The sequence below is a fragment of the Pseudoalteromonas sp. GB43 genome (assembly GCF_054923805.1).
In genome coordinates this window covers 3,452,514-3,467,559 of sequence record NZ_JBPCHJ010000001.1, presented here as the reverse complement: position 1 = coordinate 3,467,559, position 15,046 = coordinate 3,452,514, and the positions used below count along the sequence as shown (strand labels likewise).

General features: G+C 42.5%; 9 protein-coding genes and 2 pseudogenes. 3 read left to right on the top strand and 8 right to left on the bottom strand.

The features are described from left to right. Nucleotides 1-32: 32 nt before the first annotated feature. Nucleotides 33-437, bottom strand: coding sequence for a hypothetical protein (locus tag ACRWSG_RS16560; protein ID WP_194442335.1), 405 nt, complete (start codon nucleotides 435-437; stop codon nucleotides 33-35). 54 nt (nucleotides 438-491) lie between these two features. Further along, nucleotides 492-1,154, bottom strand: coding sequence for a Crp/Fnr family transcriptional regulator (locus ACRWSG_RS16555; protein ID WP_194442336.1), 663 nt, complete (start codon nucleotides 1,152-1,154; stop codon nucleotides 492-494). A gap of 109 nt (nucleotides 1,155-1,263) precedes the next feature. Between ACRWSG_RS16555 and ACRWSG_RS16550 the strand changes: the two genes are divergently transcribed. The 3 genes from ACRWSG_RS16550 (at nucleotide 1,264) to ACRWSG_RS16540 (ending at nucleotide 3,309) form a co-directional block, all read left to right on the top strand. Further along, on the top strand, nucleotides 1,264-1,476 hold the full coding sequence (locus ACRWSG_RS16550; RefSeq protein WP_462166791.1) for a hypothetical protein: 213 nt from the start codon (nucleotides 1,264-1,266) through the stop codon (nucleotides 1,474-1,476). After that, the gene (locus ACRWSG_RS16545; RefSeq protein WP_462166790.1) at nucleotides 1,427-2,554 is read left to right on the top strand and encodes an amidohydrolase; all 1,128 of its coding nucleotides are present in this window, start codon (nucleotides 1,427-1,429) and stop codon (nucleotides 2,552-2,554) included. The genes ACRWSG_RS16550 and ACRWSG_RS16545 overlap by 50 nt, the downstream gene beginning before the upstream one ends. Nucleotides 2,555-2,679: 125 nt before the next feature. Then, entirely contained in the window at nucleotides 2,680-3,309 is a 630-nt protein-coding gene (locus tag ACRWSG_RS16540; protein ID WP_462166789.1) for a trimeric intracellular cation channel family protein, read from the top strand. Here the strand turns inward: ACRWSG_RS16540 and ACRWSG_RS16535 are convergent. The 6 genes and pseudogenes from ACRWSG_RS16535 to ACRWSG_RS16510 form a co-directional block, all read right to left on the bottom strand. Beyond that, the gene (locus ACRWSG_RS16535) at nucleotides 3,306-3,683 is read right to left on the bottom strand and encodes a GNAT family N-acetyltransferase (RefSeq protein ID WP_462166788.1); all 378 of its coding nucleotides are present in this window, start codon (nucleotides 3,681-3,683) and stop codon (nucleotides 3,306-3,308) included. The genes ACRWSG_RS16540 and ACRWSG_RS16535 overlap by 4 nt on opposite strands. A gap of 63 nt (nucleotides 3,684-3,746) precedes the next feature. Next, a complete protein-coding gene (gene recD, locus ACRWSG_RS16530; protein ID WP_462166968.1) occupies nucleotides 3,747-5,756 on the bottom strand; it encodes an exodeoxyribonuclease V subunit alpha in 2,010 nt (669 codons plus the stop codon). A gap of 44 nt (nucleotides 5,757-5,800) precedes the next feature. Continuing rightward, on the bottom strand, nucleotides 5,801-9,376 hold the full coding sequence (recB, locus tag ACRWSG_RS16525) for an exodeoxyribonuclease V subunit beta (protein WP_462166787.1): 3,576 nt from the start codon (nucleotides 9,374-9,376) through the stop codon (nucleotides 5,801-5,803). Continuing rightward, nucleotides 9,363-12,684, bottom strand: a pseudogene (recC, locus tag ACRWSG_RS16520) (exodeoxyribonuclease V subunit gamma). The gene recB and the pseudogene recC overlap by 14 nt, the downstream one beginning before the upstream one ends. Before the next feature lie 153 nt (nucleotides 12,685-12,837). After that, nucleotides 12,838-13,899 (bottom strand): alkaline phosphatase D family protein, encoded by a 1,062-nt coding sequence (locus tag ACRWSG_RS16515; RefSeq protein WP_462166786.1) that lies wholly within the window; start codon nucleotides 13,897-13,899, stop codon nucleotides 12,838-12,840. Next, nucleotides 13,896-15,022, bottom strand: a pseudogene (locus ACRWSG_RS16510) (sulfatase-like hydrolase/transferase). The gene ACRWSG_RS16515 and the pseudogene ACRWSG_RS16510 overlap by 4 nt, the downstream one beginning before the upstream one ends. Between the last annotated feature and the right edge of the window lie 24 nt (nucleotides 15,023-15,046).

Here is a 15,046-nt window from a genome sequence, read left to right as displayed (position 1 = left end):
GACATTTAAAGTTGCTAGCTTAAAATCACACATTAAACCAGCGCATCAATAACTTTGCCTTTTTCAGCTTCTGGCTGCATATCCATGCGTTCGCGACCTTTTTGATACTCTTCATCGAGCATCGCTTGCAGCTCATTCATTTTTTCTTGCAGTGCTTTAGTATCGGCACCTTGTTGTTGCATTTGTTCGGCAAGTTTTTCTATTTGCGCTTTTATTTCGTCAATTTTCTCTTTATCAACCCCGAGTCGCTGATAAACCAAAGCTTCTTGAGCTTGTGCTAAAAAAGAGCTGGGCTCAGGCTGCTTTTGTAAAAGTTGTTGTGCTGAAGATGCTGGCGTATGCATGGCTTTCACACCCTCAGTGCGAGCCGTTTGCGACAGCTTAGCAGCAGCCGAAGCGTGATAAGGGTTATATTGATTATGAAATGTAATTGCCACAAGTTGTCTTCCATTTAAGCTTGATTACAACCTTGTAGCAATTTTAGTTCCAAACTAGCATTGAGATTGCAATTTATCGATATCAATAATCTCAATCGTTTGATATTTAAGGTTAATAATTGAGTCAGCTTGCAGGGATTGTAATATTTGGTTAATGGTTTGCCGTGTTAAATAGGTCATATCGGCAAGTTGTTGCTGGGTAAGCGGCAAACAGCTTTGGTGTGACGATTGAAAAAGCATGCATAACCGCTTACTCACCTTTTGCTTTGCTGTAAGGAGTGCGTGATCTTCTAATGAGTCAAACAGGTTTCGCACTTTATTGGTAAGCAGCAGCCCAAAGTCATGCCAATAAGCGGGATGCTCTTGTAATAACTGAGTTAATGCCCGCTCAGGTACGTGTAAAAGTCGTACCGCAGTTTGAGCATACACATCGTGGGTGCGTTTACCACCATCAAACAGAGCCACTTCACCAAACCACATAGCACCGGTTACAAAACTGAGCACCGCTTCTTTGCCTTGGCTATTGACCCCAGAAACTCTAAGCACACCATTAATAACACAATACAGACCGGTATTTTCATCACCACGCAAAAACAATGCATCACCCGCATTTAAGGTGATTAATTTAGCATTTTTTACTAGCTTGTCCCTAAATAATTGTGTGCGATTTTTAAACCATTTGTCTTGGTTAATTACCGAAAGGTATTGTTCATTCAAGTGTTTATCCTTTACATTGGTGTAGTGTGCATATATCCAAGCCACCTCAAAATGCAGAATTCAGCGTTTAACAGGTTGTTTGGATATCCAAATAATAAAAGGATACGGGATGTTAAACAAACTACTTTCGACCAGCCTACTTCTCAGTGCTATTTCTACCCCTGCATTTGCGAGTGATATTAATTCTGAACTTAAATCTGCAAATAAAAGCGTCAGCGAAAAAGTCATTAAATGGCGCCGTCATTTGCATCAAAACCCAGAGCTTAGTAACCGTGAGTTTGAAACAGCTAAATACGTGGCTAAGCATTTACGTTCGTTATGATCTTGAGGTTCAAACAGGTGTGGCACATACCGGTGTAGTTGCCAAACTTAAGGGGGGCAAAAAAGGTCCGCTTATTGCGCTACGTGCTGATATGGATGCATTACCTGTTAAAGAGCAAGTAGACTTACCTTTCGCGTCAACTCAAACAACAGAGTACAAAGGCAATACCGTTGGCGTGATGCATGCCTGTGGTCATGATAACCATGTGGCTATTTTAATGGCAGCCGCTGAGTCTTTAGTAAAAATTAAAGACCAGCTCGCGGGTGATATTCTGTTTGTCTTCCAACCTGCTGAAGAAGGTGCTCCTGATGGCGAAGAAGGCGGTGCAGAGCTTATGCTTAAAGAAGGCTTATTTAAAGAAAAGCCAGAAGCCGTATTTGGTTTACACGTAACCAGCTCTCTTAATACCGGACAAATTGGTTTTCGTGAAGGGCCGCTAATGGCCAGCGCCGATAAATTTACTATCACAGTAAAAGGTCGCCAAACTCACGGTTCTCGCCCTTGGAATGGGGTTGACCCAATTGTGGCGTCATCACAAATTATTATGGCAACACAAACCATCGCTTCTCGCCAAGTTGATGTGACCAAAGCGCCTTCTGTGGTTTCATTTGGTGCCATTAATGGCGGTGTGCGTAACAACATCATCCCTGATCAAGTTGAAATGGTGGGCACAATTCGTACCTTTGACCAAGAAATGCGTGCTGACATTAAAAAACGTTTAGCTAAAACCGCTGAGATGGTAGCTGAATCAGGTGGTGCAGAAGCACATGTTCACATTGATCATGGTTACCCAGTAACAGTGAACGATGTTGAATTAACCAAGAAAATGACACCAACACTTGCTGGTGTAGTTGGTAAAGAAAACCTGATCACAACGCCACTTATCACAGGTGCCGAAGACTTTAGTTACTACGCCTTAGAAACACCAGGCATGTTCTTTTTCTTAGGTGTCACACCAAAAGGTCAAGATGCAGTTACAGCACCAAGTAAACATTCACCACACTTTTTTGCAGACGAAAAAGCTTTACAGCTAGGCGTAAATGCAATGACACAATTAGTGGTTGATTACCTTAAATAAGCGGATTGAGATAATCACTAATCCTGCTGGCGGGTGACATCATTACCCGCCCTATTTTCTTAGCTGTTCAGCATCAATAAAGCTCATTTTGCTAGGGTTAACTTACTAATAGGTAAGGAAGCCCCATGACATCAGAATACTTTCATTTTTTAAGCATTATCGGTGTAGCGTTTTTTGCTATTTCTGGCACTTTGCTGGGCCATGAAAAAAGTGTCGGTGGTTTTGGTGTGGTGGTTGTTGCCACAGTTACCGCCTTGGGTGGTGGAACACTTCGAGACATATTGCTTAACAAACCGGTATTTTGGATAGCTCAGCCCGATTATTTGTACGCAACTTACATAGCCATATTCGCGTCTATTCTATCAATTCGTCACTTACCCGATTTAAGTAACACCACCATGCTATTAATGGATGCTGTAGGGATGGCTATTTTCAACATTATTGGTATCGAAAAGGCACTGATTGGTGGCTCAGATATGATTGTTGCCATCACCATGGGCATGACCACGGGTATTTTTGGTGGCCTGATGCGTGATGTGATCTGTAGAGAAGTGCCTCTGGTAATGGGCGAAGAGCTCTATTCAACCGCTTGCTTATCTGGCGGGTTAACTTACGCGGCTTTATTCACCCTTGAGGTGAGTTATATTTGGTGCATTCTTGGCGCATTCGCTGTGACGGTCTGTTTAAGATTAGGCGCCATACACTTTGGTTGGCAACCTAACCTGTTTCGTAAAAGCAGCTTTAAACGCTCTTAGCAAGTCATATAAATACAGCCATCGAGTGGCATGTCCGCGGGGTACTGGGTTTGAATAAACCCCATTTTTTCATAAGCTGTTTTAGCAAGGGTATTATGGGTATACACAAACAACGACAAGCTATCACACTGCAATTGCTGTTTGCCCTGCTCTCCTAGTAAATTTATCAACACTTTTGCAAGACCTTTACCACGTTCACTTGGCGCGATAACTAGCCGCCCTAAATGGCAACGACCTTCACGTAAATAGTATTGACCAAACCCTAACATCTGGCCCTCGTCATTAATCAATGCGAAGGAATTCAGCGCATCTAGGTTTAAGTCTTTTTTAAAGCTTTGCGTATCAAATGGGTAATTAAAAAATGACCAGACCAAATACGCAGTTCAGCCTCTGAGTTAAACCAACCAATTAACTCGTTGAGTTGGTCACTCGTTACTTTAACTAGCTTCATGTTTTAACCTATCGTATAAACCCGATGCACGAGTAACAGATTTATTCATTGCCATGAGCAATACATTTTTATCGGCCACCAGCTCAAATGTGGTTTTCGCGCGGGTGATACCCGTGTAAACCAATTGCCTGTTAATGCCCTGATTAGCCTGTTTTATTGGCGGTAAAATCATTGCGGTATAAGCAAATTCAGAGCCTTGCGACTTATGAATTGTCATGGCATACACTTTGTCGTGAGCTGGTAAGCGTGCGGGCGAAAAGGCACGAATATTTTCTTGTTCATCAACAAACATGGCTTTTAACTGACCTTGCTCATCGTGCATTAAAATACCTATGTCGCCATTAAACAGTTTTAACTGATAGTCATTTTGGCTGATCATAATTGGCATACCCACGTAATGCCTTTGATATGGCGAGATTAAACCTTGTTGAGTCAGTGCTTTTTCAATACGCTGATTAAGGCTATTTACACCATAATCGCCCTCTCTGACTGCAGCCAGTAACTGATAATGAGCAAATGCTTTATGCACATTGGCAACACTTGCCCCTTGCTGGATAAGCTGCAAATAATCGTGATATTGCAACGCCGCTTGTTGCACAAATTGCTCAATCGGTTTACTAATTACGCTGTAATTAAGTTTAAGGTCTTTAAAGCCACCTTGATTAATCGTTTGCTCAACGTAGCCCAGTAAGCCACTGTTATTGGTATTTACAGCTTGTGCTAATTGACCAATGCCGCTGCTGCCATCAAAACGATAACTTTGCTGTAAAAACGCAATACAATCGTTAAGTACAAAATGACTGCTCGCCGCGGGTATCTCGCTCTGATCATTAAAACAAACGCGATTAAGCTGCGCTGCTCTTTCATTGCTATAAGCAGGCATTTTGCCAAGCTCTAGCCCTTGGCATAGGTCGCTAAGAATACTGCCCGTATCAACCGAGGCTAATTGGTCTTTATCACCGAGTAAAATAAGCCTAGCATGACTCGGTAATGCCTCGATGAGTTTTGCCATAAGTGACAAATCAACCATTGATGCTTCATCAATGATCAGTACATCTAAATGCAGCGGGTTACGCTTGTTATGGCGAAACTTATTGGTATGCGGAATAACGCCCAGTAAACGGTGAATCGTTTGCGCGCTGTCAGGAATAAGTGGCGCGATATTATTAGGGATCATACTAAGCTTTTGCTTTGCCCCTAAAATCGACTCGGTTAAACGAGCTGCTGCTTTGCCTGTCGGTGCAACCAGTTTTATTGTTAGCGGTGCACTGGCATACAAAGATTGTAATATGGCTAGTAGCTTAGTTACCGTGGTGGTTTTACCGGTACCCGGGCCGCCAGTGATCACACTAAAGCCTTTTGTTGCAGCAATTGCACAGGCTACTTTTTGCCAGTTTAATGTTTTAATAGGATCGCTTGGGTTGGGTGTATGTTCACTGCTAGGAAAATACACCTCAAGTAGTGCCGTTAATTCGGCTTCATCAAGGGTGAGTTCTTTCGTTGCTAAATGATGTAAACGCGAAGCCAGTGTGGTTTCGTACTCTGCCAAGCGGGCAAAATAAAGTTTATTCGCAAACAACAGTAGTGGCTTGTCGTCCCCTACGCACTCAGCATTCATTAGTTTATTAACAGCCTCATTAAGGCCAAATTCTGTCGCAAACGGGGTTAAAACCTCAGGGGCTACAATGCTGGCATCAGCAAAGCTTTGCTCTCTAATTTCAAACGGATTTTGCCAGTTTATATTCACGAGCTCTAAGCAGCTGTGCTGACTTTGCTGCGCGGCCGCAAGTAATAAAATCAGGTAAAACACTTCGTTGTGCGCTGCTTCGTTATTCTCTACCAGTGTTTCTGTGCCAGTCAATAGCTCTGCGAGTTTAACATCAACTAAGCGAATACGTTTTGCCTCAAGTAAATAACTCAGTAACGGCTGTGTTTTAAGTTCTGTGGCAGGCAACACTAAATCGCTTTGGGCATGTTGTTCTGGCTGCTTATTCATTGGCTCGTTTGGCTCATGGTCATCAAAGCCGAATGTCAGTTGACTCATAGCATGGCTCCTTGTGCGAATAAGCTATCCAGCTCAGTTATCTGCTGTTTTGTTAACTGATTAAAATACACCCCTTGTCCTTCGCTCATACCACGTAAGAAGGTGTAGTAAACACCCCCTAAATGCGTATCGCTATCGTAATCTTGAATACGTTGTTTTAATAAACGGTGCAGTGCCACGGTATAAATTAAATACTGCAAATGATACTGATGACTGGTCATTGCTTGCTCTAGTTGCTCATGATGGTAATCAGCCGCACTATTGCCTAAAAAGTTCGATTTATAATCAAGAATATAATACTTACCCTGCCAGCAAAATATTAAATCGATAAAGCCTTTTAGTAAGCCTTGTACCTCACTAAAATCAAGCTGCCCGGGTAAGTTAAAGTGTTTTACTAACACTTGGTTAAGCTTATCGCTTGAGAGCGATAACAGGGGTAAGTTAAATTCCATTTCGACCAAACAGGTATCGGGCTCAAGTACTGATAAACTTAGCCCTTTATCGTTTAATGGGCAATTCAGTGCAGCCAGGATCCACTGCTCGGTCATTTCCTGCCAACTATCGTCAATATGGTATTTTTCGAATAACGTTTTGATCACTTTATCTAGAGCGTGGTCATCTTGCTCGCTGCCTGGGCGCGTTAACGCATAAGGGTCGGTAAAGTCTAATTGCTCAAATATTTCATGCAAACAACTACCCGGCTTTGCCCCTTTAGGGAAGCTGTAAGGTGTTAAAGCATTGGCATTTTGGGCTAAAAACTCATCTTTTTCGTGGTCTTCATCACTGCGGCCAAGTTCAATATGATCAGTATGCTTTTTCAGCGTTAAGCTACTAAAGCTGGTTGAGCGCCAATCACGCTGAATGTCTGCTTTAACAGTATTAACTTGGTAGGCTTGCTCACTGTCAGCACCAGCAAATGTTAACTTTTCAAGCTCACCTGCTTCGCTAAACGCCTCATAGTGCATGTGCGCAGAGCCTTCACAAAATTGTTGTAACAAAGCGCGCCATTCATCGCCCGATTTAATCTCTAACCCTGCAAATAATACGTGGCCAATGCTGGTACTTTGAATACCAGGGCGAGCGCTACGACCTTGGGCAATGTTATACATACCCACAGAACAAAAATGCACGGCACGTGTCAATGCCACATAAAGTAACCGTAAATCTTCAGCCAAGCGCTCTTGCTCTGCTTTTTGCATTGCGTCGTCACTTTTAGCAAGGTCATAAATCAACTTACCGTCTTTGTGGTAAAGGGCTTCTTTGCTTTCGCGATAGCCACAGGCAAACGGCATGAATACAATCGGGTACTCTAAGCCTTTTGAAGCGTGCATGGTGACAATTTTCACCAAATTAGCATCGCTTTCTAGGCGTACTTGCACTGCTTCACCATCTTGTTGACTAACTTTTTGCGCAAACCAACGCAGCAATCGATGGGTTCCCTCAAGCTCAATTTGCTTTTGCTGCAAGATTTCCCCTAAATGACGGAAATCGGTGAGCCAGCGTTCAACGTTGTAACCTAAACCTTGCCAACGCGCTGCAAGTTGATTATGGCTTAATAAACGCTCGAGCATCGCCATAGCGCCTTGTTTATGCCAAATATGAGCAAGCTGAGCAAAAAAGTTTAAATGCTCTTGCCATGCACTTTCATTTTCGTGAAGTTCATAAATGTGGTTGTAACTTAAGCAAAACAATGGCCCGGCTAGCACACCACGCAGTAATGATTCATCATACTGTCCATGCAATGCCGTTAAAAAGTTCAGTAAATGATGACTAAGCTCTTGGTTAAAAACACTATCTCGCGATAAATACACACTGGCAATGGCGGCTTCTGCCAGTGCAGTTTTCATTAACTGTGCTTCGTTTCGGTCACGCACTAACACACAGATATCGGCGGCCGTGAGAGGCTTTCCTGCAATAGTTGCAGCGCCTGCATCGGCTTGCTTGAGTAGCTCAGTAATTTTTTTCGTATACTGCAAAGCCAATGCCTGTTGAGCCACCCCTTTGCTGGTTGGCTTGTTGTTCGCTTCGGCGTATTCATCAACAAAAACCGAAAATTCAAACGCACTTGGCATTTCACCGTTTATTAAAAACGCTTTGTCTTGCTGTTTTCCCTTCGCATTAACCTTTTGAAATGGGATTGCGTCGTTGTAAATAAAGCTATTTTCATTTTTAGCAAATAAACGGTTTACGCTATCAACAACCCCTTCACTTGAGCGGTAGTTGGTATCTAGGGTGTATTGCTTATCATCTGAAACAGCTTGTTTTGCGCCAATATAAGTAAAAATATCTGCACCACGGAAGCCATAAATAGCCTGTTTTGGATCACCTATCATGGCAAGCGTGGTGTTTTTAATGCCATAAATGCGGCTAAAAATACCATATTGAATTGGGTCGGTATCTTGGAATTCGTCAATCATGGCAACCGGAAACAAAGTCGCAATTTTTTCACTTAACGCTTGGCCTTGCTCACTTAAAAGTGCCTGATGCAAGTTACTCAGTAAATCATCTGGAGTAATAACGCCTTGCTCTTGCTTGCGTTTAACTAATGCATTTGCGACCCATTTAGCTGCGTATTGCACTATCGCAATATTCAAGCCGTTATTGATAAGGCTACTGAGTTTAGCCATTTCATCAAACTGAGCCAGCATTTCATGACTCAGCAAGCTGCCGTTTTTCTTGTAATTTGCAGGGTCGCTTAAATTCTCTGTGCTCCACACTTCGAACGAGTATTTACTGGTACCAAATACAAAAAATAGCTCATCATTGTTTATATACTCTTCAAGCGCAGCAAGGCTGTTTTTTCGACCTGGAGTTTTTGAGCCACTTAAATCAGATGCTTTTACAGCATTAATAAACTCACTCTCACGGCACGCAGTTTTAAATGCTGGTACTTTTGCCACAAAGTTGTCGCGCGCTTGCCATATTTCGTCAAGGTCGTACTCAGGGGTAATCGTTGCCCCTTGTTTATTGAGTAGACTTACCACCTGTGAATACAGTGACGCAGGTACTGGGAAAATATCGGTAATTGCTTGCGTACGCTCTTTTGATTGTGGGTAAACAAAAGCACGCCAGAAGTCATTAAGAGTTTCTTGAATGAGCTCACGCTCATCTAAAATAAACTCTAAGTTAAACGCCACGCCGGATTCAAAGGCATGTTGTTTCAGCATTCGCTGACAAAAGCCATGAATGGTGAATATAGCGGCTTCATCCATCGACTTTGCCGCAGCGTCTAGCAAATCAAATGCGGCGTGTTTGTCAGTTACCTCGTTAATTACTTGTTCAATCAGCTCATCATCTGGCTTTTTACCAAGCAGTGCATCTCTGGCATTGATTATACGCGCCCGCACACGGTCTTTAATTTCTTGAGTTGCGGCTTCAGTGAAGGTCACCACCAGTATTTGCTCAACACTTAGAGGCGTATTTAATTGTTCATCTTCACCGTTCGCTTTTTGTAAACCCAACAAATACCGTAAATACAAACCTGTGATGGTGTAGGTTTTACCTGTACCGGCACTGGCTTCAATCAGGCTTTGCCCACACAGCGCCATACTCATTGGATTAAGCGTTTGCATGATCTGCCTCCTGTGCTAACTCAACGAGTGGCGATAACAGCAGCTCACTCCATTTTATAAACTCTTCTTCACAGTCTTTAAGGCTCTTTATGGTTAAACGAATATACGGATTTTCACCCTCACCCATGCCTATGTATTGCGGCGCGAATTTATTGTTTGCTTTAACCATGTCTTTCTCTGTTTTTATGTACTCGTAACCACTGACCGGAAAGAACGCCACTGGGCGAGTTAAAAGCGTTTCATAAAGCGAGAACCAATCGTTTAAATACTTGCGGGCATCGTCTTCTGACAAGGGTGAAAAACTAATTTGCTTGTCTAAACCAAGAATAAGGGTTTCGACTGGCTGACCCATTATTTGCGCCGCTAAATGATGCACAAAGCCACGAATTACATCTTTTGCTTTAATACTGGCGGTGCGATAAAACACCTGTTTTTGACCATAAATATGATTTAACCAACCCTCTAGTGTGGTATTGGCTATTTTAATATTTACTTCAACGGGTAATGCTTCATCACCTTGAATATGCGCTTTAACTTGCCCTGCAAGCGCATCAACCCGGTGCTGCATACTTTCAAACACAAGATCGCCAACATGGGCTTGGGGTAATTCACCGCGCTGCATTATTTGCGCTTGATTAAGCGGAATTTCTTGAATGCTGGCTTCGAGAATTTCGTCTAGGTAAAAGTAGCGGCGTAATGCGTCTAAACTAAATGGCTCTTCATCTTTAGCAATATCGTTAAATTGCGGTAAGCGTAAACCCAAACTTTGCTGATAAAAGCTCTCGTGCGGCTGGCAAATACTGCGAATAAACTGAGTTAACTCAACACTGCTTTCTGGCTGAACACTGAGCGCTTGCTGAGGCTCAGGGTTAACAGGCTGAGTTGGCATCCACACTGGGTTATAGCTGTGTAATTGTGTGGCTAACGGTTTGTTTGCTTTTTGCTCGTCATCTGATTTCTCTGTTAGATAATAAGCTGGGTTAAATGGCTGTAAGTGCTGATAATTAATTAGCGCCTCTGGTAGCTTTAAGTGAGTGTTTTTATCAGCAAATTTAAAACTACGGGCTATGTATTCCAAAAGCTCGCTCACTAAAGTTGAGGGCATTCTTGGTTGGTTATCAAAGCAAGAACGACCAATATAACTGATGTATAAATTCTCACGAGCACTTAAAATCGCTTCTAAAAACAGGTAACGGTCATCAAGTTTGCGAGAGCGGTCGCCTTTTTGGCGTTTTGAGTAAGGCACTAAGTCAAAACCAATTGGCTGAACGGTACGTGGGTAATCTGCATCATTTAAACCTAGCATGCACACCACTTTAAATGGCACCGCACGCATTGGCATCAACGTACAAAAGTTAACTTGTCACTAAAAAGCGCTGCCCTACGCCTTTTTCTTGAATACCTTGTTTAACCAAGTAACTAACAATACGCTGCGAAACAGCTTGTTGGTAATCGCCATTATCATAATGCTTAATCAGTGTATCGAGCACTTTTTGCAGTACTAATAAATCCCAGCTTTGTTCGCCTTCATCGCTGTATATATCGTTTAATAACTCTTTTAGAATATCTGCCTTTTCGTTAAGCGGTGCATCAGCTTGCAACTTAGTTTTATAACGGGCCAGTACATCAATAAATTCAATAAGTTTATTTAAGGTATTCAGTGCCATACCTTCAACTTCATCGGCACTGTAAATCCCCGAAAACGGCAATTGCTCATCACGTTGTGCAACACCTAATAACAAGCGGTTTAGGCCATGTTGCCAAGTATTTAAATCTATTGCGGGTAAGCCAAAACTGTCTTTGTGGGCTGCATCTAAGCCCCATTTAACGCCAACACGCTCAAGCCAAAAACCAATTTGCTCATATTCATGGGATTCGAGGTTAAACTTCTCGGCAATTTGTGTGACTTGCAGTAAATCAAGAATGTCAGACACACCAAAGCGTGAGTAAGGTAAATCGGCTAAACTAGCAAACGAGCTAAGTACGGGTTTTTCTTGCTCTATCGCTAAATCGGCTAACGCATAAGGAATAAAACGTCGCCCTTCGGCACCACCAAACACCGCCTCAATATACGGGCTGTATGTGCCAACATCCGGCATCATTACAATAATATCTTTCGGTGTTAGTGCTTTATTTTCATTGAATAAATTAAGCAAGTAATCATGTAGTCGTTCTACTTCACGAAGTGGCGTGTGACAATCGCTCAGCACAATACTGGTATCGTCTGCCTGAATTGGCAACTTGCCTTCATCATTAATAAACCATTCTTTATCAGGCGTTAGTGATTCCCCCTTAAAAGCTAATTGGTAAATTTCAGACTGTATTTGCGATAACAAGCTTTGATCAAACTCGTTATCGAATCCGTCAAGCCACTGCGCGTCTAGTTGTAGTAGCTGCTCAAAATAGTCTCGGCCTAATTTGCCCCACGACGAGAGTAATGGGTTACCAATAAAAAAGTACTCGTGATCAGGGTTTTTAGCGCTGTATTCAAGCGCTTGCAACTGCGGGCGTTTAGCATATTTAGCAGCAATCTTGGCTGCTGTTTTTTCATCGAGTGTGTCGCCCCAATAATGCTCACTCGGGTTAAAGAAAAACAAAAATACCTGCGTTTTTTTCGCAATGGTTCGAAACACTTCAAGCTGGCTGCTCGCAATTGCAGAAATACCAAATAAACTAATGCGCTCAGGTAATAGGCTTGCGTCCATTTTTTCAAGGGCTGCAAGGAGTTTGTCTTGCATATTGGCGCGGTGATATTGGCTTTGCCCAAGTTCTTTACTATGCGCCACCAGCTTACGCCAAAGATCTGGCTGCCATGGTGCAATGCCCACATCAACATCATCAAGTTCATCAATGCCCTGCTCCCAAGTGGCAATCCAATTAGGGCGATACATTAAATATTGGTCATAAACGTCGGCAATTTTCTCGCACAAGGCAAAGGTTTTTTGCCCTTCACTGTCACCATCCAAATAGGTTTTAAGTGGTAAGTACAGCGGCTCATCAATGCAGTTTGGTAAAATAGCAAACAGCTTCCAAGCAAGGTTCGCTTTGTTATACGGTGATTCACTGGGTACATCAGGCAATAATTGTTGGTAAAGCTGCCAAATAAAACTCGAAGGCAGCGGAAAATCAACCTGAGCGGCAATCCCTAAGTGTTCACTTAAACCTATTTTTAGCCACTGCGACATACCCGGTGACTGCACGAGCACAATTTCTTTTTTAAAAGGGCTCGTTAGCGGATTAACTTTAAGAAGAGCGTGAAACCGCGCTTGCAGTGCTTCCATGCGATTTGATTGAATTATATTCAGCACTTTACACTGTCCTTGCTTGAAACTAACTAATTGACACAGTGTAAGATATTTTAATTAGATGGGGTAGAGAGAAATACCCGCAAACAAGGCTTATTCCATGTTTGCAGGCATGTGCTGCGGGCATGTGTTTAGGATATGCGCAGCAGGCAATGTTTACTGGTATGGGCTTATCGTCGATAACGCGAACTCGGTGTGCATGATCTCATCCCCCTTAATACCTTTAAGCGCAATACGAATGGTAGGGTCTGCTTTTTGCCAATCGATTGTTAAATCGCCGTAATTCACTTCATGAGTGTAATCACCCACACGGTGTTTATTAGGGCTAACATCTTTCCACTTTTCTGTAAGCCCAGAGCTGGTCATTTCATATAAAGGGTAATCTAGGCTTTGTTGATATTTAGACAGCTCCCCCCAGTGAGTATCACCACTGACAATAATCACACCATTTACTTTATGCTTTTTAATAAGCGCAAATAAACGCTCACGATCAGCTGGATAATTTGCCCATGACTCCCAACCTGTAAAATCAGCTAATAGCTGCAAGCTTGAGGCAATGATTTTTATCTTTTCATCTGACTTAAGCTCTTGTTCGAGCCATTGCCATTGGCTTTCGCCAAGCATAGAGGCGTTTTTATCGGTTGTTGGACTATAAGGCCCTTGTTTTGCAGGTTTACGCTCAAGTTGATAGGTCATCGCTGATACATGATTTAACGGCGCACGATTAAAACGCAGATCAGGCATGATCACCTTTACTGTTTGCTCACCTTCACCGTACGTGTACGAAGTGTAAATACCATCTTCACGAGTTCTGCGAGCAGAACCTGCTGGCTCTTGCCAAAAGTCGAGCATGATTTTTCGTGACTGCTGTTTTTTTGGGTATTCGCTGCCAGCATCATTTTCGCCATAATCATGGTCATCCCACATGGCTATTATAGGTGTATTCGCACGTAATGTTTTAAAGCCCGGCTTTTGCCCTAAACGTTGATATTTATCGGCAAGTACCGTCATATCTTCGGTATCACCATAAATGTTATCGCCAAGGAACATAAATAAATCGGCTTGCTCTTTGTTGATGGCATCAAAAATTGGAATAGCTTTGTCTTGATGACCACATGAGCCAAACAAAATTTTACTTGGCGCGGCAATCGCACTCACACTACTAACCAGCATTAACCCAGATAAGGCGCTTTTAAACAAACTAAAAGTTAAACTCATTTTAAAATCTCCTTAATTGGCGCGGCCATTTTCGGGTTAACTTGCTGACTGTTGACGCCTAAAATATTCAGCACAGTTGCCGCTACTTGCGCTTGTTTGAGCTCATTTTTGGGCTTAATTAAGCCTGTTGCTTTTATATCTGGATAATGGCTGCTAACCAAATATGTTCAGAGCCAACAATGCCGTTTGGAAAACGCTGCTTTCCTTGCTCTGAACGAGCTAAAGCACGCTTCGAACTATGATGCTGCCAATCATCTGCATGACTGCCACGGCCATGATCGGTGGTAATGATCAATGTGGTATTGTCTTTATAACCCGGTGTTTGTTGAATTGTTTGCCAAAGGTCACGAATAAACGCATCACTTTGTTTAGCCGATTTTAAATAGGCATCGTATTTACCGTTATGAGCAAAGTCATCGGTTTCACCCAAGCTAATAACTAGCAAACGCGGCTGTTTATTTAATAAATATTGTTTGGCAAATCGGTAGGTAAAGCTGTCGAGGCGCACATTGTGCCAAGGGCTTGGGATCTCACTTTGCATTTGGTTTAGTAAACTCACTTCCTCTGAGTTCACTGCATCAAAAGTTTCAAAGCCAGCATTAACATAAACCCCACTGCGCTCACGATTTACAATATAGGGAAACACATCCCAGCTACCAAAAAGCGCGGTTTTACCTTTAAATTCTGGCTGAGAATTTAAACTCTCTAAAATGGTTTTATTGGGGTTAGGCACTTTATCGTTACTATCGATATTTTCATCTACTATGCCAGTTAAAACTTCACTGTAACCTGGGTATGAGAAATACCACGGGTTGCTTACCGACATCAATGAACCTTGCGTTCTATCGCCAATCAAAACGCCTTGCTTTGCCAATGTTTCGCTAAAAAATGGCATTAACGCTTGAGTTCGCTGTGCTTGGTCATCTCGCCAAAAAAGCGCCTTTAGTTCATCTGTATTTGCAACAAAATCAGTGTTATCGATTAGGTTTTTATCTGCTCCTGAGAACACTTCTTGCCAGCGAAGGCCATCAAGAGTCACGAGCACAACATTGTCTGCAGCTTTACTGTTTAAGCTTAATAGTGATGCTGCTAAAACCGCCGTGGCTAAAATTAATTTTTTCATATTTCACCTGCAAAAAAGCCCATC